General features: G+C 48.6%; 33 protein-coding genes. 2 read left to right on the top strand and 31 right to left on the bottom strand.

The features are described from left to right. On the bottom strand, positions 1-2699 hold a 2699-nt coding region (locus B5F29_RS15140), incomplete at its 3' end, for a phage tail tape measure protein (protein WP_087155440.1). A 78-nt stretch (positions 2700-2777) separates the two neighbouring features. Between B5F29_RS15140 and B5F29_RS15145 the strand changes: the two genes are divergently transcribed. Then, entirely contained in the window at positions 2778-3011 is a 234-nt protein-coding gene (locus tag B5F29_RS15145; RefSeq protein ID WP_087155441.1) for a hypothetical protein, read from the top strand. Positions 3012-3094: 83 nt separating this feature from the next. Continuing rightward, complete coding sequence (locus B5F29_RS15150) at positions 3095-3409, top strand: hypothetical protein (protein WP_087155442.1); 315 nt, start codon at positions 3095-3097, stop codon at positions 3407-3409. Between the two features lie 7 nt (positions 3410-3416). Here the strand turns inward: B5F29_RS15150 and B5F29_RS15155 are convergent, their stop codons facing one another. The 30 genes from B5F29_RS15155 to B5F29_RS15290 all read right to left on the bottom strand — a co-directional run bounded on the left by B5F29_RS15155 (position 3417) and on the right by B5F29_RS15290 (position 20379). After that, positions 3417-3602: a hypothetical protein gene (locus B5F29_RS15155; RefSeq protein ID WP_235853183.1), complete on the bottom strand. Its 186-nt coding sequence runs from the start codon at positions 3600-3602 to the stop codon at positions 3417-3419. Positions 3603-3628: 26 nt separating this feature from the next. Next, positions 3629-4003 (bottom strand): hypothetical protein, encoded by a 375-nt coding sequence (locus B5F29_RS15160; RefSeq protein ID WP_242955695.1) that lies wholly within the window; start codon positions 4001-4003, stop codon positions 3629-3631. 80 nt (positions 4004-4083) lie between these two features. Further along, positions 4084-4647 (bottom strand): major tail protein, encoded by a 564-nt coding sequence (locus B5F29_RS15165; RefSeq protein ID WP_087155444.1) that lies wholly within the window; start codon positions 4645-4647, stop codon positions 4084-4086. Positions 4648-4653: 6 nt separating this feature from the next. After that, the gene (locus B5F29_RS15170) at positions 4654-4980 is read right to left on the bottom strand and encodes a hypothetical protein (protein WP_087155445.1); all 327 of its coding nucleotides are present in this window, start codon (positions 4978-4980) and stop codon (positions 4654-4656) included. Further along, positions 4973-5404: a hypothetical protein gene (locus B5F29_RS15175; protein WP_087155446.1), complete on the bottom strand. Its 432-nt coding sequence runs from the start codon at positions 5402-5404 to the stop codon at positions 4973-4975. Before B5F29_RS15175 ends, B5F29_RS15170 begins: the two co-directional genes overlap by 8 nt. 1 nt (position 5405) lies before the next feature. Beyond that, the gene (locus tag B5F29_RS15180) at positions 5406-5735 is read right to left on the bottom strand and encodes a phage head closure protein (RefSeq protein ID WP_087155447.1); all 330 of its coding nucleotides are present in this window, start codon (positions 5733-5735) and stop codon (positions 5406-5408) included. After that, positions 5728-6069: a phage head-tail connector protein gene (locus B5F29_RS15185; protein WP_087155448.1), complete on the bottom strand. Its 342-nt coding sequence runs from the start codon at positions 6067-6069 to the stop codon at positions 5728-5730. The genes B5F29_RS15180 and B5F29_RS15185 overlap by 8 nt, the downstream gene beginning before the upstream one ends. Before the next feature lie 78 nt (positions 6070-6147). Next, positions 6148-6534, bottom strand: coding sequence for a hypothetical protein (locus B5F29_RS15190; RefSeq protein ID WP_087155449.1), 387 nt, complete (start codon positions 6532-6534; stop codon positions 6148-6150). 13 nt (positions 6535-6547) lie between these two features. Then, the gene (locus B5F29_RS15195; RefSeq protein ID WP_087155450.1) at positions 6548-7777 is read right to left on the bottom strand and encodes a phage major capsid protein; all 1230 of its coding nucleotides are present in this window, start codon (positions 7775-7777) and stop codon (positions 6548-6550) included. A 24-nt stretch (positions 7778-7801) separates the two neighbouring features. Then, positions 7802-8398, bottom strand: coding sequence for an HK97 family phage prohead protease (locus B5F29_RS15200; RefSeq protein WP_087155451.1), 597 nt, complete (start codon positions 8396-8398; stop codon positions 7802-7804). Further along, positions 8388-9668, bottom strand: coding sequence for a phage portal protein (locus B5F29_RS15205; protein ID WP_087155452.1), 1281 nt, complete (start codon positions 9666-9668; stop codon positions 8388-8390). Before B5F29_RS15205 ends, B5F29_RS15200 begins: the two co-directional genes overlap by 11 nt. An 18-nt stretch (positions 9669-9686) precedes the next feature. Further along, positions 9687-11321 (bottom strand): terminase large subunit, encoded by a 1635-nt coding sequence (locus B5F29_RS15210; protein WP_087155453.1) that lies wholly within the window; start codon positions 11319-11321, stop codon positions 9687-9689. Between the two features lie 25 nt (positions 11322-11346). Further along, the gene (locus tag B5F29_RS15215; RefSeq protein WP_087155454.1) at positions 11347-11700 is read right to left on the bottom strand and encodes a hypothetical protein; all 354 of its coding nucleotides are present in this window, start codon (positions 11698-11700) and stop codon (positions 11347-11349) included. 105 nt (positions 11701-11805) lie between these two features. Further along, complete coding sequence (locus tag B5F29_RS15220; protein ID WP_087155455.1) at positions 11806-12105, bottom strand: HNH endonuclease; 300 nt, start codon at positions 12103-12105, stop codon at positions 11806-11808. A 217-nt stretch (positions 12106-12322) separates the two neighbouring features. Continuing rightward, entirely contained in the window at positions 12323-12547 is a 225-nt protein-coding gene (locus B5F29_RS15225) for a hypothetical protein (RefSeq protein ID WP_087155456.1), read from the bottom strand. 1 nt (position 12548) lies between these two features. After that, the gene (locus tag B5F29_RS15230; RefSeq protein ID WP_242955696.1) at positions 12549-13166 is read right to left on the bottom strand and encodes a sigma-70 region 4 domain-containing protein; all 618 of its coding nucleotides are present in this window, start codon (positions 13164-13166) and stop codon (positions 12549-12551) included. A gap of 84 nt (positions 13167-13250) precedes the next feature. Beyond that, positions 13251-13484 (bottom strand): hypothetical protein, encoded by a 234-nt coding sequence (locus tag B5F29_RS15235; protein ID WP_087155457.1) that lies wholly within the window; start codon positions 13482-13484, stop codon positions 13251-13253. Further along, positions 13485-14012 (bottom strand): hypothetical protein, encoded by a 528-nt coding sequence (locus B5F29_RS16930; protein ID WP_242955697.1) that lies wholly within the window; start codon positions 14010-14012, stop codon positions 13485-13487. After that, positions 14009-14176: a hypothetical protein gene (locus tag B5F29_RS16495; RefSeq protein WP_162608453.1), complete on the bottom strand. Its 168-nt coding sequence runs from the start codon at positions 14174-14176 to the stop codon at positions 14009-14011. The genes B5F29_RS16930 and B5F29_RS16495 overlap by 4 nt, the downstream gene beginning before the upstream one ends. A gap of 1 nt (position 14177) precedes the next feature. Then, positions 14178-15467: a ParB/RepB/Spo0J family partition protein gene (locus B5F29_RS15245; protein ID WP_087155458.1), complete on the bottom strand. Its 1290-nt coding sequence runs from the start codon at positions 15465-15467 to the stop codon at positions 14178-14180. A gap of 212 nt (positions 15468-15679) precedes the next feature. Continuing rightward, a complete protein-coding gene (locus B5F29_RS15250) occupies positions 15680-16477 on the bottom strand; it encodes a ParA family protein (protein WP_087155459.1) in 798 nt (265 codons plus the stop codon). 68 nt (positions 16478-16545) lie between these two features. Beyond that, complete coding sequence (locus B5F29_RS15255; RefSeq protein ID WP_087155460.1) at positions 16546-16956, bottom strand: VRR-NUC domain-containing protein; 411 nt, start codon at positions 16954-16956, stop codon at positions 16546-16548. Beyond that, on the bottom strand, positions 16943-17113 hold the full coding sequence (locus tag B5F29_RS16500; protein ID WP_162608454.1) for a hypothetical protein: 171 nt from the start codon (positions 17111-17113) through the stop codon (positions 16943-16945). The genes B5F29_RS15255 and B5F29_RS16500 overlap by 14 nt, the downstream gene beginning before the upstream one ends. A gap of 6 nt (positions 17114-17119) precedes the next feature. Beyond that, positions 17120-17887, bottom strand: coding sequence for a rolling circle replication-associated protein (locus B5F29_RS15260; RefSeq protein ID WP_087155461.1), 768 nt, complete (start codon positions 17885-17887; stop codon positions 17120-17122). Positions 17888-18071: 184 nt separating this feature from the next. Continuing rightward, positions 18072-18278, bottom strand: a complete 207-nt coding sequence (locus B5F29_RS15265; RefSeq protein WP_087155462.1) for a hypothetical protein — start codon at positions 18276-18278, stop codon at positions 18072-18074. 15 nt (positions 18279-18293) lie between these two features. Continuing rightward, positions 18294-18791 carry a DUF7768 domain-containing protein gene (locus B5F29_RS15270; protein ID WP_087155463.1) on the bottom strand — a complete coding sequence of 166 codons (498 nt, stop codon included), beginning with the start codon at positions 18789-18791 and terminating at the stop codon, positions 18294-18296. Continuing rightward, the gene (locus tag B5F29_RS15275) at positions 18788-19120 is read right to left on the bottom strand and encodes a hypothetical protein (RefSeq protein ID WP_087155464.1); all 333 of its coding nucleotides are present in this window, start codon (positions 19118-19120) and stop codon (positions 18788-18790) included. Before B5F29_RS15275 ends, B5F29_RS15270 begins: the two co-directional genes overlap by 4 nt. Continuing rightward, positions 19110-19847, bottom strand: coding sequence for a single-stranded DNA-binding protein (locus B5F29_RS15280; protein ID WP_087155496.1), 738 nt, complete (start codon positions 19845-19847; stop codon positions 19110-19112). Before B5F29_RS15280 ends, B5F29_RS15275 begins: the two co-directional genes overlap by 11 nt. Further along, positions 19844-20119, bottom strand: coding sequence for a hypothetical protein (locus tag B5F29_RS15285; RefSeq protein ID WP_143449176.1), 276 nt, complete (start codon positions 20117-20119; stop codon positions 19844-19846). The genes B5F29_RS15280 and B5F29_RS15285 overlap by 4 nt, the downstream gene beginning before the upstream one ends. 44 nt (positions 20120-20163) lie before the next feature. Further along, the gene (locus B5F29_RS15290; RefSeq protein ID WP_087155497.1) at positions 20164-20379 is read right to left on the bottom strand and encodes a hypothetical protein; all 216 of its coding nucleotides are present in this window, start codon (positions 20377-20379) and stop codon (positions 20164-20166) included. Positions 20380-20475 lie beyond the last annotated feature (96 nt).

Here is a 20475-nt window from a genome sequence, read left to right on the forward strand (position 1 = left end):
GCTTTCGCCTGCATATTCGCGCCCCATGTGGCTACCTGCGTCACGGCTCCTACAATGCAGTTCCAGATTTTCTGCGGTGTCTGGGTTACGATATTCACAATGCCTGTAAGCATACCGTTCATTACTTCGCTGGCTTTGGCCTGCATATTCGCGCCCCATTCCGCAATCCTTGTTATGCCGTCAGCTATCGCGCCTGCAATCTGTCCCGGCAGCTCTGCCAGCTTCGTAATGATTGCAAGCACCAGTTGGCCTGCTGCCGCCACAATCTGCGGCAAGCCGTTTACCAGCCCCGTAACAATGGCTACGATAATCTGCGGGATTGCCTCAATTAACAGCGGGATTGCATTTATAATGCCGTCCACAAGCGCTATCACAATGTCTGCCGCATTTTCCATAATCATAGGCAGCCCCTCTACCAGCGCGTTTATGATTGCTGTAATAATTTCCGGCAGGCGCTCTATCAGCACAGGCAGCGCCGCTACGATACCGTCAGCCAGCCCGGAAACAAGCTGTAAGGCCGCCTCCACCAGCATAGGTATATTGTTTGCCAGCGTCTCCACGATAGTAAGCACTGCGTCAATTATACTCGGCACAAGCTCCGGCAACGCCTGTCCTATCCCTGTCGCCAGTCCCGCAATAATCTGTACCGCTCCGTCTGCTAAACTGGGTATCATTTCTATAATCCCGTCCAGCAGTGTAGTTACGATTTCCACGGCGCTTTCTGTCAGTGTAGGGATTGCCTCTATAATCCCGTCAGCTAAAGACTTGATAATATCAACGCCCGCCTGCACAATCGTAGGCGCGTTTTCTACTATCCCCTGCGCCAGCCCGGATACCATTTCAACGGCAAAATCTGCAATCTGCGGTATCAGTTCCGTAAGCCCGCTGGTAAGGTTCTTTATGGCTGTCCCAAAACTATCCGCAAATTTCCCAATATCGCCGCCCGCCTCCGCAGCTCCCCGGCTGATTTCGTTTGCAAAATCGCTGAATATCGGTAACGCCTGCTCCCCTATCGGCATAATAAAGCTGGTCTGCAATATCCGTCCGGCTCCCTTAATTGCCTCGCCAAACGTATCATACTTGACTGCATTTATCTGCCCCATAGCGTCCGTTGTCCTGCTTATCTGCCCCTCAACGTCCATAAGGGCTGTGCAAGCGTCTGCGCCCATATCCTCCCACATAGTACCCATAAGCCCTACGCCTGCGGTGTACTGTAGGCTCTCGTCGTCGCAGTTTTTTAGGGCGCTGCTTATCTCGCCCATGGCCTCCTTTGCGCTTTCCCCGCCTGTCTGGAATTTGCTAACCAGCTCGTCTGCATTAAGCCCCAGACTGGTAAGGTATTCATTAGCTGTGCCGTCGTTCATGCGTATGCTAAACTCTTTGAAAGCGTCGCCCATTTTGTCAATGCTCCATACGCCTGTATCAGCTCCGTTTTTGATAGAGTTAAACATATCCTCGGCACTAAGCCCGGCCTGCGAATACTGATTGCTGTACTCATTGATAACGTCCAGCAAATCCCCGTTCTGATTAAGCCCCTGCTGCGCCCCCTGCGCGATAAGGTTATATGCCTCCTCGCCGGAAAGCCCAAATTTCTGCATAAGCTGCGTGGCTGCCCGCGTACTCTCGGCTACGTCCATATCGAAAGTGTCCCGCAGGGCTAAAGCGTTGGTCGTCATTTTTTCCAGCTCGTCTGCTCCCAAATCGCCCGCCTGCTGCTTTACCGTCGTCATGGCTGCCGCAATATCCTTAAAGCCCTCTCCGTAATTGCCGTTATAGATATTCTCCATAACCTGCTTATACTGGTCGGCTTCGTCTGTTGCGGTTCCTGTCGCGGCGCAGAAGTCATTTAAAGCGCCTTTTGCCTCGTCTGCCTGGCTTACGGCATATCCCAGCCCGGCTACAACGGCTGTGCCGATTGCTGCCGCTGCTGTGCCGATTGCCTTAACTCCCGTTGCCATAGCGCCGCCTAAACCGCTTAAAGTAGCAGAAAATTTGCTGTGACTTACCTCTGTATCTTTAATCTGGTTATCCACCTCATATAAAGCGGCCTTTTCCTTATGCAACTGTTCTTCCAGTTGTTTTGCTTCTTTGCTGGTTTTCCCGTACTGGTCTGCGATACTTTTATAGGCTGTTTCTGTTTCGTTTACCTTGCGCTCCTGCTCGGCATACGCCTTTTTTAATAAATCCTGCTTTTCTACCAGCGCCTTTGCGCTGTTCTCATTGTCCTTATACTTTGCGTTTACCTCTTGCAATTCCGCCCGCAGTAAACTTAAATTTTGGTCTATATCTTTACAGGAATTTTCATACTGCCGTTGTGTACTAACCGCTTCTTTCTGTATCTTTTCATTCTCTTTAAGGGCATTTGTTGTATTCTGTAACGCTGTTTTCTGGTAATTTAATTCTTTCTGATACTTCAAAACCGCGTCTGAATTTTCCCCGTAGATGTCCCTACATCTTTCTAACTGTTTTTCCGTTTCAGCTACTTTTTTCGCCTGCTCCTCATATGTCCTCTGTAAAATATCCTGTTTCGCCTTTAATGCTTCTGTACTGTCTGCGTTGTTTTTGTACTCCGCAGTGACAAGTTTCATTTCAGAATTAAGCAGACTAAGGCTTTTGTTTATACTGGAACAGGCTTCTTTATATTGCTTCTCTCCGTCAATGCTTAATCTTGTTCTTATGTTCTGTGCCTTATCTGCCACGTTCTCCCCTCCTTTTTGTTGCTTTTAAATCGACAATGTTTTATAATTTTTTCAAAACAAGAAAGGCGGTAAATCTCCATGAAAAAAAAGATTATTTTTTGCGGCTTAACGCTACTGTTTTCCCTTTCTGCTGTAAGCGGATTATTTAGCGGTAATGCCGCTGGCGCTGTCGGCTGTCTCGTTATAGCTGCAATTTTGGGTTTCCTTGCGTATCGCTCTTTTAAAACCTCCGATAGCGTCACAAGTGCTACAGCAGGCGTAAAGTCTGCAAATAATACTACCCCCCCCCCCCAGAAAATTCAGACAATTTAACAATTCCTCCTACTTCTGTTTCTTCTGCTCCTATCTCTGCGCCTAAAAATGAGTTTGAATTTGTTGTTATAAAGCTGTCCGGCGTGACATTCAAAAACGAAAACGGCGCACTGCGTCAATCTATCCTGCGTAAAATAAATTTCCATGACGCTCCCTTTGACGAATACATAGAATTAGAATTACAGCCCTACGAATTTGAGGGCAGCCCTGCCTACGGTGTTTACGCTAATGGCCTGCAAATCGGAAATATCCCAGCTGATAAAGTCCAATTTGTTTCTGATAATTGGGAACGTATTGACAGCGTAAGCGCCATAGATGTTTACGGTGGCGGCCACGGAAAGGACGGGCGGGCAATTTCTTACGGGTGTAAAATCACTTTAAAACTGCGTAATAAATAGCCATGCTTTACAGTCCCCCTAATGCTATGTCGATAGCGTCCATGCCTCCTGCTGCCTGTTTCGGTACTGCTGCCTGCGTCTGCACTGGTACAAAAGCAGGCTGGCTATACTCTTTGTGATACTTAAACAGCGTCACAATCTGATACGGTGTTTTCCTCCACGCCTCACGCTCCCGGTATCCCAGCAGCACCATAGCGATATATAAAAGCCGCGCAGTGTCTAATCTTCCTGCGCGGCTGTCACTTCCCCCTTATCTTCGTTTTCCTCTCCCGGCTCCTCCCCGTTCTCGTTGTCCTTTTCTCCGTCTCCTGCTGTCCCGGCAACAAAGGACGCGTAAATAGCCCTCTGTACTTCCTGCAAATTTCCTGTGTGTATCATTCTGCCTACCTGCGTTTCTGTCAAAAGCTCTGCGTTCTCGTCCTCCTCTAAAAGTCCCTCGTTCAAAAGCAGCGTAAGCAGCCATTTTGTATCTTTTACCCAGTCCGGGTTATTCTGGTTAAAAACCTCGTTCAGCTTATCGTACCCGCCAAACTTCCCCTGTATCTCGTCCAGTGCGTTAAGGGTAAAGAGTAAACGGTACTCCTTTCCTTTCAACGTAACTGTATATCCTCCGTCTTTTAATGCGCTCATATCTTAAATAAGGCGCGGCCTGCGCCGCGCCTCTCCTCCTCTCTTTATACTGATTCCATTGCGTGCGCAGGCTCCGGTACTTCCGTAAACCACGTTGTCGCCGCCGTGTCTGTCTCTGCTCCTACAAAATCTGCTTTCCAACGCCCATCCGATTTACGCGCGGTAATACTGGCCTCAATCTCCGGCGTGTTAAAAGTAATGCTTTCGCCTTTCGTCTCGTAGTTTTCGGACGGCAGATTAAACTTGCATTTCAGCAGCCATACATAGCGGTATTTACCGCCTGTCTTTCTCGCCCTAAATCCAACGGCCACAAAGGGCGGCTCGTCGTCTTTTCCAGCCCATACAACTTTATTCTGGTCTACTTCCTGCCCCAGAAGCTCCGCCAGTACCTCCGGCGTTAAATCCTTAATCCCCAGCGTCAGTGTTCCACTGGAAAACTCCTGTACGCTTTCGCTCAATGTGTCGTCTGCATAAAGCGTAGCGCTGGCCGTTTCTACGGAAAGAGAAGCGGTCATAGCTTCGGACATTTTCTTAGGCGTTTCGTAGCTCTCTACTCCGTCCTCCTCTGTGCATAACGCATAGTAAAGGTCTTTCAATCCTAATGTCATTTTATTTCACTCCTTTAATATTTCGATTGTGATAGGCACATACCAGTACCCGGTTTCTGTTTCAAATTCTTCTGTATCCACGCTGTTTATGTAGTATCCTGCTGCCTCCAATATTTCCAGCGTCTTTTCTAACTGCTCCTCAAAGTCCGCTTTGGAAAAAAGCGTTACCCGGTACATTTCCCGGCTGCCCTGCCGCTTATCATCAGCATTTACAGCGGCATTTTTCATAATCCGCAGGAATGTATAATAGGCGGCTGGCTTTTTCTTTCCTGTGTAAACTCCTCTCTGTGCAGGCAGCCCGGCGCTCTCTAATACATTCTGCAAGCTATCCATTGTTTTCACGCTCCCATATTTTCAGCTGCTCGTTTACTACTTTGTCGTGCGCTTTCTCATTGGCTACCGTCATATAAGGGCGTGCTGCTTGGCTGCTCGTTCCATATTCCGCCACAAATCCGATAGTTGCATAGCGCACTTTACTTTTATCGCCCTTGCGGTCGTTCCCGTGTTTTGCCCTGCCCTGCGGGTATACGTCAATGTGCTGCTCCCGCTCGTCTCCCTTTACCGCTGTCGCCTTAATGGAATTGACAAAACCAGCCGTTTCTACGATACCCATAGCCCTTGCCTCTGCCCTCTGTGCCTCTACCAGCACGTCTGCGCCTGCTTTCAGCATTTTAGGGACAGCGGAAACGGTCGCCTGCTCCCGCTTGCTGAAAGACTCAATAACAGCCTCTAAGCCCACGGTATTAAATGCTCCCATTTTATGCCCCCTCTCCTTTGTGCCGCAGGTCTGTAAGCGTAAGCTCTAATGTGTCCTCGTCAATGTCGTAGGTTTTAAGGACAAAATAGCGCCGCCCGTCCATTTCTACGGTATCCTCGCCGCCATAATCTGCCTTATGTACCTCACATTTGCGCTCTACCACTTTTCCTGTCTGTTCACTCTTGAAATATTCGTTGTATCCTACGGATTTCATGTTACAGAAAACAGTTCGGCTGCTTTCCGCAGGCTCTACGGGAAAGCCATTGTCATTTACCCGGTCTGCCTGCTCCGTTTCGCTTATCAGTGTGATTTCGTCCGCCCATTTAGCCATTTTCTGCCCCGCTTTCCCCGCCTGTGGTGTCCGTTTCGGACATATCCGGCACAGTATTGTACTCCTGTGACATAGAAAGCCGCATTTTCAGAGTGTCGTAAGAGTTTCTGAATTTTTCGGCGTTATTCTGGTATCCAAATTCCGCTTTACAGTACAGCGTAATTGCCCGGATAATCAGCGCGTCGTTTTCATCAACCCTCTTTACACCGTCGTTCTTAAGGTCTGCTTTGCAAGCTTCTATACAGTCCTCTATTTCCTCTGTGATTTTTGCGCTGGTACTGCTGATACGCAGCGCCGCCCGCATTTTCTCTGTCAGTGTGGTATCTGCTGCCATACCCGTACCCTCTTTCTAAGTGAATGTCAAAAAAGAGGCGGTCGCGTATGTCCCCATAGCTCTCGCCTCTTATCTCTGTTACTCTACGATTTTTACAAGTTCCTTTCCGGCCAAAACTTCTGCCCGTTCTTTGTCCGTAATAAAAACCTCTCCCGGCTCTTTAATCTGGTTTAAGCGCTTATCTAAGTACCTTTCCAGTACCTTTACCCTCGCTTTTCCCTCTCCCGGTTTGTTCTCCTGCTGCCGCTTTTCCTGTTTTGCCTGCTCCGCTTCTGCTTCGCGCGCAAGCTCTTTATCTTCCTCCGTCAGTTCGCTTTCGTCGGGTACGTCCACCTCTACCGCCGCGCAGCGTGCGGCAATTTCCTTAATCGTCCCCTCGTCGCTTACTCCCAGCTCCCGCGCCAACGCCTGCAAGTCGGCTTTCTTCATGCTTTCCAGCTGTTTAGTATCTAAATTCCCTTTCATTTTTCCAACTCCTTTATGCAGCTTCCAGTTTCTTAATTGTTACAAGGCTGTTCTTATCAACTACCTTTCCGTCTGCCAGCATGATACCCTTTGTTATCTGGTCGTCCGTGTCGTTGTCCTCGTACTTTTTCACACCCATAGCATAGTTTGTGTTAAGCACATAGTCCTTGAAATTGAAAAGGAAAGCGAACACGTCCCCTGTCGCCAGCGTGCTTGCATAGCTCTTTACATAGTCGCAGCACACTACCGGACGGCCTAAAAGGGTACGCTCCGGCTTTCCTGCAAGTCCATAGTTTACCCTGCCGATAGGCTGCCCGTTGGTGTCTGTCAGCCCGTAATACTGCATGAAAGTTTTCTTGCTCATGCACCATGCCGCCCCGTTTTCGTATGCCTGCGGCAGCGCGGCTTCTGCTGCGATTAAGTCGGCGTAAGCGGGCGCGGCGCTTTCGATTGCCTGCCCTTCCTCCGGCGTTTCCGCTAAAATGCCTTTCGGCTTTCCCGTACCGTCGCCGTCAATGATTGCCTGCTCCAGCGCCTTTGTCATTGCCTCCACAATATTGTTGATAAGTAGGGTTTCAAAGGCGCTGATTGCCATTGTATCCACTTCCAGAGATACCGCTACCGCGCAGCGCAGCTTATGATATGCAAAAGTAATCATGCCGTCTTTTGTTGCGGTATGCTTCTGCTTATCGCTGCCTTTCCCCTCGCTTACCCACGTTGCCACAGGCTTAACCGTAGATACAGGGATTGCCACGCCGCCCTTATATGCCGTTCTGGTAACAAGGGTTAAAATCATTCCCGTACTTTCCAGCTTCTGCACAATCTGGTTAAGTACCGTAGTAGGAATGACTGCCCCCACGTCTGTAGTTGTGCTTACCGCGTCTGCCCGGTACTCTGCGGGGATTTTTGTACCGCGGCACACATACTGCATAAATGCCTTTCTGTACTCCATGCTCGCGTATTTATCGCCGTCCGTTTCCCCCGCAGCGCCCTTAAAGTTCCTCAAAACCGTAGGCGTTGTTTCGCCTCCGTCCCCGTCGTCTACAGGCTCTCCGTTTGCAATCTTTTCCAGCAGCTTCTTTCTCTTTTCCGCACTGTCTAAAAGTGCCTGCCTCTGCTCCTGCAAATCTCCTACCTCTGTTTCAAAAGCAGCAATCTCTGCCTCCGTCAGCTCTGCTCCTCTGGTGTTCAGCTCGTTCTTAATCTGGGCTAATCTCGCCTCAATGTCCTTTAAAGTTTTCATGCTTTTAATTCTCCTTTTCTCGTCTTATAAACTGGCTCTAATCTTTAGCAGCTGCACCCGCTTATAAAGCCGCTCCTGCTTCTCTGCTTCGTAACTCCTACTCGCAAAACTGCGGGCGCTTATTTCAGTGTCGCCGTTTGCCGGTATGCTCACGGCGGACACGTCATAAACCTTTTTGATTTTTAAGATTGTCCTTGTGCGTGTCGCCCGGTCGTAACTTTCTTCCTGCACCCGGAACGCCCACGACATTTTTGTTATCATGCCTGCCTCTATGTCTTGATAAAGTCCACGGGCTAAATCTGTCTTTCCCAAATCGGCTGCAATCAAAAGTCCCCTATGGTCTGGTATCAGAAGCAGCGTTTTATTGGACTGCCGGGCAAATACCCGCCCCTCATGGTCGTACTGCATGATAACGTCGCTCATATCTGCGCCGTCCAGCGCGTGTGCGTCTATTCTTTCGTAAAACTTTGTGCCGTCCTCAAACTCGTAAAGCAGGTACGGCTTATCAAAAGTTGTCGCATATCCCTCTACGTAATACTCCGTATCTATCCGCTTCGTTGCTGCCTGCACTGATAAAGGCGCGGCCAGTGCCCTATATTCCCTGTCTGTCTTAAACGGCATTTTCTCCACTTCCTTTCTGCCCTTTATCGTCCGGCTGCGGCGGTTCCGGCTCCTCCCCGCCTGCTGGCGGCTCCTCCGGCTCCTGCTGCCCCGGCTGTATCGGCTGCACTATTATTTTCGGCTCCTCTTTTTTATCGTCCAGCCTGCTAACTTCGGTATATTCCTTTCGGATATAGTATTTTTCGCCTCCCTCTACGTGCGCCATGTTCCATATATCCATTACATCATTCCGGCACAAAAGCGCCCGGTCGAAAAGCTGCGTGCTTACCTGTAGCTTTGTGGCGTTGCTGGCATATTGCAGGCGGTTTGCGCTAAATACAATAGCGTTTCCCTGTGCAATTTCCCGCTTTGTAAATGTCATATTCGTCATTACAAGGGAAAGCTGGATTGCAAAAGGCTCTATTTTTCCCTCGTAATAGGCGTTCCATGTGTTTTCATCAAATTTATTTTGCAGAATATCCATACTTGTACCAAAATGGGTACATACGCTGTCCTGTATCTGCTGCATTTGCAGCGCATTTGGCGTGTACGGCTTGCTTTCCACCTGTTTTAAGTCGCTGAATTTATTATCATAAATAATCATTCCGCTTTTGTTGTCTGCGCTTAAGTTGTCCTCGGTAAACCGTTCCCGCTCTTTCTTAATGTCCTCCGGCTTCAGCATATTTGCCACCTTTGCAAGAAAGCGGATATTTGCAGAATTTTTTACAGCGTTAATAATTCCCTCATTCTGGGTATGTATCAGCTGCATTGTCGGCTTAAGCGTTGTGTTGTCCTCTCCAAAAAGGTCGTCTGAATATTCAAAGTCCGTCATAATCCCCACCCGCTCAAACTCAATAGCGCCGTACTCTCCATTTGCAAACAGATACCGCAAGTATACTTGTCCTGCTGCCTCTACCACCTCGCAGCGTTGCGGGCGTATCGGATACCAGCCGCACAGGTTTCCTGCCTCGTCCTCAATAGGCACAATAAAAGCGGTGTTTTCCACCGCTAAGATTGTCGCCAGACGTTTTATAAACTTCACTGTATCCATAAAGTAGTTTGGCTTATACTGTAATACCCGCTCTAATCGCTTGTGGGCGCTACCCTCAACCTCCGGCTTTAGCTTGCTACAATGGGTAGCAAAGCTGTTGATTGCTACCCTTGTCAAATCCATTTCATACACGCCGCCGTTAAAGCTGGTAAACGTCGGGCTGTACCCGTTCAGCATTTTAAAATAGCTGTCTATTACCTGCATTTTTCTTCCATGAAACAGGTAATCTATAAATTTCATGCGTTTACTCTCCCCTTTCTATGCAGCGTTTTTAAGCAGCTCGCCGCACTCCTCGTAATATTTCTGGCGCACTGTCATAGCGTCTATGACAGATACAAAACCGTCTATGTGCGCCCGCTGCTCTATCTTTATCGGTCTGAATTTCCGGGTTTCCATGTTCTGCTTAAGCGCCACATTAAGGAAATGTGATTTAAGCAAGTTGTTATTGGCAATCTTGAAATTGCCGTCCTTTATGATGCCCTCAAATTCCCGTATTACAGGCGTTAAATTCTCCCCTTGGAAAACGTCGTCCATGTGAAAACCATAGTTTTTCATATCGTTTATGAGATACTGGGCGCTGTATCGGTCGTATCCAATTTGCAGCGGCCTTATTCCGTAGGTTTCCAGCAGCATAACAAACCAGTTGAACACATCTTTATAGTCTACGTAGTTCTCGCCGCTTAAGGTAATCAGCTCCTTTTTCACAAATATGTCATAGGGTACGCCGTCCGTGGCCTGCAAGCTCTCTACCCGGTTCCTCGGCATAAAGAATTGAGTAAAGGCGTAAAGCACACCGCCCTTTTCAATTACTACGCTGGCCGCCGTAAGGTCTGTTGTCTGGCTTAAGTCAATGCCTCCCACTGCGTAGCAGTCCCTAAAATCTTCTAAGGTCTTTTCCACGCCTGCCCCGTCTACGGTCGTATATTCCAGCCATGCAATCGAGCTGTTTTGCTTGATATTGCAATACTTTGTCAAAAACTCTGCTTTCTTGCTTAAACTGCTCTCTGCAATCGCTATCTCGTCTGTAAAGAAACTTTCCTTTACGGATACTCCCATATTCGGGTTTGCTTTCTTTAGTTCCTCTATGTCATTCCATTTCTCCACGTCGTCAATCATGTAAAGAAATGGTAATAACCTGCGTTCCTTGCTGTTGCCTTTTAAAAAGCTGGTGCTGCGCTTCATCAGCTCGTCATAAATACTATCGTTTATGTATCCGGCTGTGCTGATACTTAAAATCATGGGCTGGGTACGCGCTCCTAATGCAGACTTCATAACCTCATACTGCTTAAGCCCAGCGTCTCCACTCCATGCTGCCATTTCATCACATACCACCAGCTGCGGGTTAAAGCCGTCTGATTTTTTCGCATTAAAGGCAATCGGCTTTATTACCGTGTTCGTCTCCGCAATATAAATATCGCTCCTGCGCTTCTTTGCCAGCTCTAAAAGCTCGTCCTCTGCCTGTACCATTTGATAAAACCCGTCATACACAAGCGCTGCTTGGTCTAACTTCGGCGCTAAGCAATAGATTTCCTGCCCGTATTCCGGTTCTAAGTACGCCATGTATGCGATAATCGCAGAAGCAAACAAACTTTTGCCGTTTTTTCTGCCGATTACTATAAAAATTTCGCGGAAAACGCGCACTTTTTCCGCGTCCTGTATGCCAAAAATCACGGAAACTATGGCCTTTTGCCACAGTTCCAGCTTGATTAAATCGTTGCGCCCTTTGCTGTGGTGGCAGAAATTTTCTATAAAGCGTATGGCCTTATTTGCGGTCTTTGCGTTAAAGAAATACTCCTGCTTTTCCAGCCCGTCCACAATAATTTTATATATGGCCTTTATCCACTTTCCCGCCGTAATCTCGCCGCTGTTTATTTTCGCGTGGTACTCATAGATATAGTTCCTGTACGGCGCAGCCGTGTTACTCGTCCCGCAGGGCTTGCAGCCTGCTTACCTTTCGTTTCGCAGCTGGCACTAAATCTATCAGCTGCTTAATGACTGCTGCATAATTCTTGCTCAACGCTATGTAAGTATCAGCCTCCGGGCTTTTCTTGGTTCCCCACTGGTTTTCTCCGTTCTGGTACTCGCTCGTCCAGCCCTCCTGCCGTATGGTTTCCTGCAAATCGTCCAGCTCGATACTCATAAATGCAGCCTTTTCTATCAGCGGCGTTACCAACTTTTTCTTATTCTCGTCTAACTCTTTGAAAATCCCTTTAAGTCTGGTTTTCTCTGCCTTAATCCTCTGCTCTTTTGTCCTCTCTTTCTTTGCTGCCATTCCTTTACCCCGCTTTCCTTTCCTGCGCTACACCACACCCCCTACACCACGTATGCGCGCGCCCGCAGGGTAATTTTAGGGTATCCCCCTCGGTATCTGTCCCCTTTAATTTTTCTTTGAGATAGGGGGGAGTATCCCGCCGTCCTCGTCAAACCGATACCGCCGCTGCCGTTCCTTCCTGTGGTGTTCTTTGTTGTGGCAGTCTTGGCACAGCGCCTCTAAGTTATCCCAGCATAGCGTAACGCCTGCGTCTCCTATGTTCTCTTTGGTTATGTACTGCTTATGGTGTACTACCTTTGCAGGTTCCCCGCAGCGCTCACAAATATAATCTTGTGACATAAGATAAGCGGCGCGGGTTTGTTCCCATGCCGCCGATAAATAAAATGCTTTCGCCCATGCTTTCATACCGCCCCGCTCCTTTCTTTAAAATCCCCAGCGCCCTAAGTTTCATGCGCTGGGTAGGAGGTTAAGAATGAGTAAGCAAAAGAAAAGAGTAGGCCGCTCATGCTGTATGCTTAAGCTCTCGCCTACTCTTTCCATGCTATCATTGTATCTCTTTCGTTCTACCATGTAAACACCACGATTTTACCACGCTTGCCCCATGCCTGCTGCCCTGTATGGCTCACTGCGGTATAACATAGATTGCCTTAATCCTGCTGTCTGCTACCAATGTAGGTATGCCCGTTTTATTCTCTATTTGCTGCTCTATCTCTTTTCTGTCCTCCTGCTTAAGCAGGCAATCCGTTTGTACTACAAGCGCCCGCGCATTTTCCTGTACCCCTTTTAGTTCCTCTATCTCTCCCAGCTCTTTCCTTGTTCCGTCCTCGTACTCCGCTATTACTTTCATGTTATTTTATCCTCTCCTCGTCAATTCCCCACAGCAGTATTGAAAGCTCATTGATTATGCCAGTAACCCAGCGGCGCGGCGTGTTCTTTCCTGTATTCAGTTCCTCGGCAATCTGCGCATAATCCCAGCCCTGCATAAAGTACAGCTCAAAGGCTCTGTATTCTACTTCCCTGTCTGCCTCTTTCCTCCTGCGCTCTATCTCCTCTATGGCCTTGTCTATATGTGCTGTCATAATCAGTGTTTTAAACCTGCTCCGGCGCACACTCTCTAAATACGTCCTCTGCTGCTCCTCCGTCATTCCGGCAAGCCCCAGTTGCTCCCCGTCGCTTACTGCGTGTTCGATATGGAAAACCGCGTCACGGTAACATTTCATAAGGGCAAAGGTATTGTGGTACTTATCCCGCTTTTTATCCTTTTCCTCCTGCCGCTTAAATTCTGATACCGCCGCTTTCGCCGCCTTTTGTATCAGCCCCTCTAATTCCGCCTCTGGAATTGCTACCCAGCTTTCGCCCTTTGGGTTTTCTCCCTCCTCTGTCAGCTCTCCGTTTCCTGCCTTGATTTCCTGCCCCGTCATTTCTTCCGCTTCTACTCCCTTATTTTCTGTCTCTTTTACCTGCATTGTCTTTTTCTCCTTTTCCCACATTTTCCAGCCGCCCAAATATCGCAAGCAGTAAAAATATTATGATTATCAATAAAAAATCCGTCATAGCCTGCACTCTCCTTTCTCACAAGGCGGAAACGGGCAGTTTTCACAGTCTTGATTTTCGCATTTCCCGCCGTTCCTGTCCCGCAAAATCACATACGGTAATATCCAAATGGGCGTTGTGATTAAAATTGTTGCTTTTATAAAAAACAGCAAAATTGCCGCCGCCCATTCTTCCACACTTTCCCAAAATCCTTGTAAACCCTCTACTATCTCGTCCATGTATTCAAACATCTACAGCGCCTCCCCTGTATTCGCAGCTATGCCCGCATAAGTCAAAACGTCTATGCCGTCGTCTCTTTTTACTACCCGTTCCGGGCAGGTCGCCTTAAAATGCTCTATCTGGTCGTTTTCCAAAAGTTCGGCTATTTTCTCCGCAGTGCTCTTACTGTGCGTAAGCGCTCTAAGCTCGTCTGCCCCTCCCAGCGCATTTATTTCATAGACGGCGTATAAATCAGTTCCGTAGCTTCGCACTTCCCAGCTAAAAATACGCCCTTTTATATCCAGCGGTTTTATTGCGTCTGCCACATTTCTAAAAGCCGTCCCCGCCGTATCGCAGCCTCTCCCCAATGCCCGCATAAACTCTGCAATCACATTTGTAATTGTATCTGTCGCCTGTTCTGCTGCCTTTATTAAATCAGCATAAGCAAGGGCATTAAACGCCCTTGCTGCCTGTTTTCTACGCTTTCGTTTGTCAATCTCTGGTGTCGGATTTACTCCGTACCGCTTTTTATAATTCTTTTTCCACTGTCTGTATTTCATAGCCCTATTTCCTCTCTTTCCTTGTCGCTTAAAATCCTCGGTCTGTCTATCTCCGCTATTGTATTCCCGCCTCCAAAATCCCAATCTATAAAGCCCTTTATATATATCTTATCTGTTTCCCCGTTTACATAGGTTATAGGGATTTCTATTACAATTTTATTCACTTCACGCCTCCTCTGGCGGGTTCATACCAAAACTTAATTGCCCCTCTATCTGGGTGTCCGTTTCGGACATATCACCTGTATGCCCCGTTACTTCAATCCCCAAAATACAATAACCCTCTGCCAGCCCGGTATAATCTTGCAGCATATAGGTAATATCTGCGCTTATTGTGCGCCCTGTAAATTTCCCGTCTTTAAATTCCAGCATATTAAGGCTTTCTCCCGCCTTATAGCCTCTGTCATTTTTTCGCAGTTCAAAACGCTTTTTCCCGCTTACTACGTCGTCATAATACGTTGCTGCAATCTTTATATCATGTACCTTGCTCCCCGTTCCCCTGTCGCTCGGTAAATGCTCCATTTTCTCCCGGTCTGCCTGCTCCCGCAGCTTCTTTTTTGTCTCCCGGTCTATTTTGTCCTGCTCCTCACTATATCGCTGCTCCTCCGTCTTTTCTGCCTCTGCTTTATCTATGTACTGGTCGCATTTCTCGCAGGTTCCCGTCTTTACGTTGCAGTCCTTATAATGCAGGCAGGAATAGCACAGGGACGTTATGCTTTCCGGGTGCGGCGTTTTGTAATCGTCCCCGGCTTTTTTCTCTGCCGCCTTTGCCGCTATCTCTTTTGCCCTTATGTCTGCGCCTGCTGCCGCCTGCTCCGCTATCTCTTTTTGCTCCTCTGGTGTCAGTTTTGCCGCCTCATACGCAGCGGATATGCCTATATTCCCCTGTGCAAACTGCTCTTTAATCTCCGGCGTGGCATTTTTGTTGATACTATCCATTCTGGCTACGTTTGTGCTGCTCTCATTCATCAAATCCGCGATAACATCCCGCAGTTTTCCGGTAATCTCTAATCCGTCCTCTTTCTTCGCCCTCAAAAGCGCTTCTTTGAGCTTCTGCGCCTGCTGCGTTTTCTCCCACGGTGTAAGCTCCCTGTTATATGCGTTTCCGATAATCAGCGACAAGTCCAGCATGGCCGCTGTCATATCCTTGTAAAGATAACGGACGCGCTTATATTCTTCATGCCCCCGTTCAAGGTTCATAATATTTGCAAGGTTTCTGCGGTGTCCGCTTACTATGCGAAACTCTCCGTTTATCCTCCCCAGTACCGTAGGCTGCTGCTGGCCTACTGCTAAAAAGCTGTCTGCCAGCTCCTCTATATTCTCCTGTGAGTAAAAATTATTTTCGGACGGTTTTACATCATGCGGATTTAACCAGATTTCCGTATAATCCGTAACCGTTCCTGCTCCCGCCGCCTTGCTCTTTGCGTTCAAAATGTCATTAAATCCAAACTTTGCCATACCCTCTACCTCGCTTTCCGCCTCTCTATCTCAATCTTTTTCTTACACTGTCCCATTATGCCGTTGCACATTTCGCAGGTTCTCCAATGTTCGCAAGCGTCGCTTTGCGGGCAGGCGCGCCCGGCAAATTTACCGCCCCAGTTCCAGCAGGTAGTACCGCCATTTCTGCTGCAATCCCAGTACGCGCAACAGCTCTCTTTATGTGCCATGTTCTACCTCGCTTTCCCGGTGTACCGTGTCACAAATTTTTTGTAATCCTGTGCCGCGCCACAGCAGGGGCTATATTCATAAATCGGCTTAAAATTAAATGTGCTTTCCGCTACTTTTCTGGAATATCGGATAACTCCTAAAATGCTGTAGTATGGCTCTCCTGTTATATGCGCCTCTCTTTTCTGCCGTTCCAGCCATTCCTTGCCCGCTGCCTCTCCGTCCGTATTCTGGTATGCTGTAATCAGTATCCCCCGCAGGCAGAGGCGCGGGTTAATCTGCTTCGCGTCCTCTATCTGCTCCGCCAGAATGTCCAGCCCGTCAAGCGCCCATTCATCAATCTTCACGGGTACTATAACCTCGTCCGTTACCGCCAGCGCATTTACCACGTTAAGCCCTATATCTGGCGGATTGTCGATAATGCAGTAATCATAATACCCGTTTACCCAGTCTGCGTGTTCCATAAACTGCTTAAAGCGGTCTATCTGGTTTCCCGCCTCCTCCGCTGTCAGCTGCCACGTAGCGCCCATAAGTGACATATTGGCTGTAAGAATATCTAAGCCCTCGTACTCCGTGTGCTGTATCAGCTCTACCGCTGCCCGCCAGTCCCCACTTAATATCCTGCTCACTGGCGCTACGCTCTCTGCGTCATATCGCCCATACGCCCGGCTTAAATTCCCCTGCTTGTCATTGTCAACCAGCAGTACCTTAAAGCCTCTGCGGTGCAACTCATAAGCCATATTTACCGCCGTAAAGGTCTTGGCTACTCCTCCCTTTAAATTTAAAATGCTTACTGTCCTCATTCTCTACCTCGCTTTCTTGCGCCGCCTCCGGGCGCAGCTGTTTGTATGTTTCCTACTCTTTTGTTCTGTCACGCTTTCCCCAGCGTTTGCCCCGGCTCTCCCAGCTGCCCGGTATGCAGTAAATACCGCTCTACCAGTTCTGCCGCTGTCTGCCAGCCGTAGCATACCGCCGTGAAATATCCCTGCTGCCGCAGGTAGTCTAACCAGCTCCTCTGCTTTGCCGTTGTTGTGTTCCTCCCGGCCTTAAGCTCTATGTAAAGCCCGTGGTATATTCCCCTCGGTGCTGGTAAACAAATATCCGGCACGCCTGCCTTTACTCCCTGCCGTTTCAGTGCTATTGCCGTCGCCGCGTCCCGCTTTCCTCCGTTTGGGACGTGGTGCATATATTCCAGCTCCGGCATACGCCCAGTATTGTAGGCCGCCCAGCTGAAAAGCGCCTCCTGTTGCCCGCTCTCGTCGTCCAGTCTAAAGTTTCTCATGTTCCCGCGTCTCCTCGCTTTCCTTTTTGTCCGGGTTTTCTTCCCATTCGTGGCACTGATTGATACCCGACGTAATCCCCCGCAGAATAAACCAGACGATTTCTATAACGGCCAGCGCTATAAATACAATTCCGGCTATCAAAATCACTTTTCCCATATCGTTCTATCCTCCGTCCTTTTCGATTTCTACAAGCGTATATCTGAAATATCCGTACCCGTAATAATCCGGGCTGTGTATTCCCTTGCTTACGCTGTCCTTATCCACGTAATACCCTTTTATCGCCCTCGGCTCTGCCTTAAACCATGCGCGCTCTGTTATTATCCTTATCTCCGGCTCCGGCCTCACAAGGTTCTTGCTGCAATTCCAGCGCTTACCCTGTAGCGCCCCGTCCTCTTTCGTTCTATGCTTGTCCGTATACTTGATAAAATAGCTTGCCAGCTTCGCATAATTCCCGGTATCGTCCAGCGGAAAAACCTTTACCCTGTTGTGCCCCTCATAAGCCTTATACCAGCACTGCTGCAATACCTTTGTGTCTATCTGGTTTATGACAAGGTGGTGGTGCCTTGCCCCTTTTTCGCCTATCTCCATAACATGTATGTACTTAAGCTCTTTCCCCTGTCTCCTGTACTCTTTCCGCAGCTCCCGCAGGAATATATCTATATCCTCCCGCATTTGCTCCCGGCTCCTCGGCTCCTTTCCTTTCTCCCGTATGTAGTCCAGTATGACGTGATAATCTCCATAGCCAAAATTAGCGTTCATCAGGATACGCAGCTTTCTTTCTGCCTGTCTGGTGTTTACCTTTACCTGCTGCTCCTTTGTGGGCTTAACCTTATCCCCTCTCTTTATCCCCGGCTTTTTATATCTGCTGGTAAAGTAACGCTCTACCTCTATGGTCTTTCCAGCCCTTGTTATCCTCTCTACGTATGGCATATATATTTATCCTCCCTGTCGGATAGTTAATACTTTTATCAAGTGGTAAAACGGGCATTTCAGCCCGTGTAGTTCCTTGACTTTTCGCCATACAATGCTTATACTGGATTTAGGTTGAAAAGCTGTATAGCTTAGCCCCTATGGTATTCCCGTACCGTAGGGGCTTTTTACTGTTGTCATGGATTTACAGGCGTTTTGCCGCTTTCTTTTTGCGGATTGCCTTAATCTGCGCCAGCAGGCCGTTTTCTGCGGCTTCTGCCGCCTTATGGCGTTTCAGCTCCTTGTAATCCGCCCACAGACTGCGGAAAATTGCAATACTCTTTCCGTTCTGCCCGTAATGGCTCAATCTGTTTGCCTCATTTCTCAATACTGCCCGTCTTAATTTCCTCATTCTCCTAAATCTCCTTTACAAAAGTTCTATGTGTGTAATCGCAAACGCAAAGGCTGTCCGGTATGGTAAACTGCAATCATAACCAGTACAGGTATGTAGCCTGCTACCTTTGCAGAAATTGCAGCAGTTCATTTTCGCGTATCTTTCTGCTTTTATTTCCTCCTGCCGCCTATCGTCCAGTAGCTTAAATGCCAGCCTGTCTGCGTTTACTACCTCGATACCCAGCCTGTCCGCCGTCTGTATCTCCCGGCTCATACCCTCGCTTACTCCATATTTCACGCCAACTATGACAAAATCACAGGTCTTAAGCAATGCCATGCCCGCAGCCATTCCCTGCTCCCGCTCCTGTGGCTTTTTATCGTCTAAGCACTGCGTCATATATAAGTGCGGCGTTATCGGCGCTAATCCGGCATTGAGCGCCTGCTTTGTAAGCGCCTGTGCGTACTCTATGTTTCTATCCAGCTCCGCGCCGTCCTTTGCCCGGTACGGACTGCAAATATATACCCGCTTCATGCTCTGCCCTTTCTGGCTCTTACCGCCCTCTGCTGTGCCTCTGCTCTGGCCTGCTCATTTCCTGCCAGATATGCAGATAGACACATTAAATCATCAGCGCTTTTCTCGTCGATAAACTCACAGTCAAGGCAGCATTTGCAATACCCTGTAATCTGTATGTACCTGTCGTACACTTCCTGCGGCGTTTTGCAGGCTTTTAAGCTGTTTACCATATTCGCCAGACGCGAAACAGCTTTTATGCCTATAGCCCCTCCTTTCCCGCGGGCTTCTATTCTGATTTCCTGCATTTTCGCTGTGCCGTCTGGATTTACAAAAAGTTTACTTCTCATTCCCTGCCTCCATTTTCTCTATCAGCTGTACAGAAAGCTCGTAGGCCGTCCGGCGTTCAGTCTCCCGGTAAGCCTCTTTTCCGTCTGTGTAATATTTTGCTATTTCCTTGTCATATTCCCGGCTCTGGTATCTCCCCAGAAGCCTTACTTTTGTCCCCTGCTCCCAGCCTGCTACCTCGTCTGCGGTTTCCTGCCAGCAGATACAGGGAATAAAGCAGTTTCCCGGCGCAAGCTCCTTTTGTACCTTTATGAAAATATCTGAAATACGCTTTCCTCTGGGCGTTTCCCTGTGCGTCGGCTTAAACACAATCTCGCCCGTTATGGCTACGTCGTTCTGAAATTCTGCCTTTGGGCTTGCAGCTACATAATCAGCCAGAATAAATACAAGGCACTTCCCCGTTTCAAAGTCCTTAAGCGTCTGTATCTTCCCTGTGATTAAAAGCCTGCTGCCCGGCGCAAATTCCCGCAATACGTCAAGCTCTCCCTGTGCCGCCTTATACGGCGTGTCCTGCTCAAAGGCTACCGCTACCTCGTCCTTTATCCCGCTCGGCCTCGGTATCTCGATTTTCCCCAGATACCCAGCGAACGGCGGGCCGCATATCTGCGTAACCTCCGCCAGTTCCTTAACCTCTCCCACCAGCCCCGCCACGTTCCGCGCTCTCCCGCGCTTTGTCAGTTCCTCTAAAATCTCTTTATTGATTTCTCCCAGAAAATCCGGCTTTTTCATCTTCTCCACTGTTGCCGCTCTCCTTTCTTCCGTTTCCTCTCGTACCCAAATAGGTACATATCCATGCTTACAATGTCCCCGGACGGCAATAACGCGCGGTTTTCAAACCACCATGCGCCCGCTGTGTCCCGGTAATAATCAAAGACAAGCCGCCCGTTCCTTTCGTCCCCGTCCAATGCTCCGCTTATCTTACTGCCTATGTACGTTACCCCTCGCCCGCCTGCTCCGTGTGCCTCCATACTCTCAATGCTCCACGCCTCTTTATATGCCACGCGTTCCAGCTCTGGGCTTATCTCTCTAAACTCCTGCGCCATAATTAAGAGAAAAAGGCGGCTGGTGCCAGCTCGTAGCCGTCTATATCTTCATTTTCAAGCGGCCTGTCATACTCCACATATCCCCACGCCTGCCGCCCAATCTCCGGCACGTATTCCCGGCTGCTGAAATTATGGATAAGCATAACCGGGTTATTCTTTGGCTTTGGATACGCCCCCGGCGTGACCGGGCGCTGCGTGCTGTAATACCTGTATTTCACGCTCATACCTCCCTTTTTCGCTTATATTTGCAGTAATGCCAAACGCATACTACCTTATAGCTGTTCTGTGCGTAATCCTTGCTCATGCAAGCCCCG

It is taken from the genome of Lachnoclostridium sp. An196 (assembly GCF_002160135.1).
Taxonomy (GTDB): domain Bacteria; phylum Bacillota; class Clostridia; order Lachnospirales; family Lachnospiraceae; genus Hominiventricola; species Hominiventricola avistercoris.

Bases quoted from the DNA above. Each gene is read 5' to 3' on its own strand.
- B5F29_RS16500 (WP_162608454.1), bottom strand. From the start codon at position 17,113: ATGGGAAAAGTGATTTTGATAGCCGGAATTGTATTTATAGCGCTGGCC.
- B5F29_RS15155 (WP_235853183.1), bottom strand. From the start codon at position 3,602: ATGGTGCTGCTGGGATACCGGGAGCGTGAGGCGTGGAGGAAAACACCG.
- B5F29_RS15185 (WP_087155448.1), bottom strand. From the start codon at position 6,069: ATGGCAGCAGATACCACACTGACAGAGAAAATGCGGGCGGCGCTGCGT.
- B5F29_RS15255 (WP_087155460.1), bottom strand. From the start codon at position 16,956: ATGAGAAACTTTAGACTGGACGACGAGAGCGGGCAACAGGAGGCGCTT.
- B5F29_RS15190 (WP_087155449.1), bottom strand. From the start codon at position 6,534: ATGAAAGGGAATTTAGATACTAAACAGCTGGAAAGCATGAAGAAAGCC.
- B5F29_RS15170 (WP_087155445.1), bottom strand. From the start codon at position 4,980: ATGGATAGCTTGCAGAATGTATTAGAGAGCGCCGGGCTGCCTGCACAG.
- B5F29_RS15145 (WP_087155441.1), top strand. From the start codon at position 2,778: ATGAAAAAAAAGATTATTTTTTGCGGCTTAACGCTACTGTTTTCCCTT.
- B5F29_RS15280 (WP_087155496.1), bottom strand. From the start codon at position 19,847: ATGAAAAAGCCGGATTTTCTGGGAGAAATCAATAAAGAGATTTTAGAG.
- B5F29_RS15260 (WP_087155461.1), bottom strand. From the start codon at position 17,887: ATGCCATACGTAGAGAGGATAACAAGGGCTGGAAAGACCATAGAGGTA.
- B5F29_RS16930 (WP_242955697.1), bottom strand. From the start codon at position 14,012: ATGAAATACAGACAGTGGAAAAAGAATTATAAAAAGCGGTACGGAGTA.
- B5F29_RS15200 (WP_087155451.1), bottom strand. From the start codon at position 8,398: ATGCCGTTTAAGACAGACAGGGAATATAGGGCACTGGCCGCGCCTTTA.
- B5F29_RS15245 (WP_087155458.1), bottom strand. From the start codon at position 15,467: ATGGCAAAGTTTGGATTTAATGACATTTTGAACGCAAAGAGCAAGGCG.
- B5F29_RS15265 (WP_087155462.1), bottom strand. From the start codon at position 18,278: ATGAGGAAATTAAGACGGGCAGTATTGAGAAATGAGGCAAACAGATTG.
- B5F29_RS15220 (WP_087155455.1), bottom strand. From the start codon at position 12,105: ATGAAAGCATGGGCGAAAGCATTTTATTTATCGGCGGCATGGGAACAA.
- B5F29_RS15165 (WP_087155444.1), bottom strand. From the start codon at position 4,647: ATGACATTAGGATTGAAAGACCTTTACTATGCGTTATGCACAGAGGAG.
- B5F29_RS15250 (WP_087155459.1), bottom strand. From the start codon at position 16,477: ATGAGGACAGTAAGCATTTTAAATTTAAAGGGAGGAGTAGCCAAGACC.
- B5F29_RS15230 (WP_242955696.1), bottom strand. From the start codon at position 13,166: ATGCAGGTAAAAGAGACAGAAAATAAGGGAGTAGAAGCGGAAGAAATG.
- B5F29_RS15175 (WP_087155446.1), bottom strand. From the start codon at position 5,404: ATGGGAGCATTTAATACCGTGGGCTTAGAGGCTGTTATTGAGTCTTTC.
- B5F29_RS15205 (WP_087155452.1), bottom strand. From the start codon at position 9,668: ATGAAATTTATAGATTACCTGTTTCATGGAAGAAAAATGCAGGTAATA.
- B5F29_RS15270 (WP_087155463.1), bottom strand. From the start codon at position 18,791: ATGAAGCGGGTATATATTTGCAGTCCGTACCGGGCAAAGGACGGCGCG.
- B5F29_RS15180 (WP_087155447.1), bottom strand. From the start codon at position 5,735: ATGGCTAAATGGGCGGACGAAATCACACTGATAAGCGAAACGGAGCAG.
- B5F29_RS15235 (WP_087155457.1), bottom strand. From the start codon at position 13,484: ATGTTTGAATACATGGACGAGATAGTAGAGGGTTTACAAGGATTTTGG.
- B5F29_RS15225 (WP_087155456.1), bottom strand. From the start codon at position 12,547: ATGAAAGTAATAGCGGAGTACGAGGACGGAACAAGGAAAGAGCTGGGA.
- B5F29_RS15195 (WP_087155450.1), bottom strand. From the start codon at position 7,777: ATGAAAACTTTAAAGGACATTGAGGCGAGATTAGCCCAGATTAAGAAC.
- B5F29_RS15275 (WP_087155464.1), bottom strand. From the start codon at position 19,120: ATGAGAAGTAAACTTTTTGTAAATCCAGACGGCACAGCGAAAATGCAG.
- B5F29_RS15215 (WP_087155454.1), bottom strand. From the start codon at position 11,700: ATGGCAGCAAAGAAAGAGAGGACAAAAGAGCAGAGGATTAAGGCAGAG.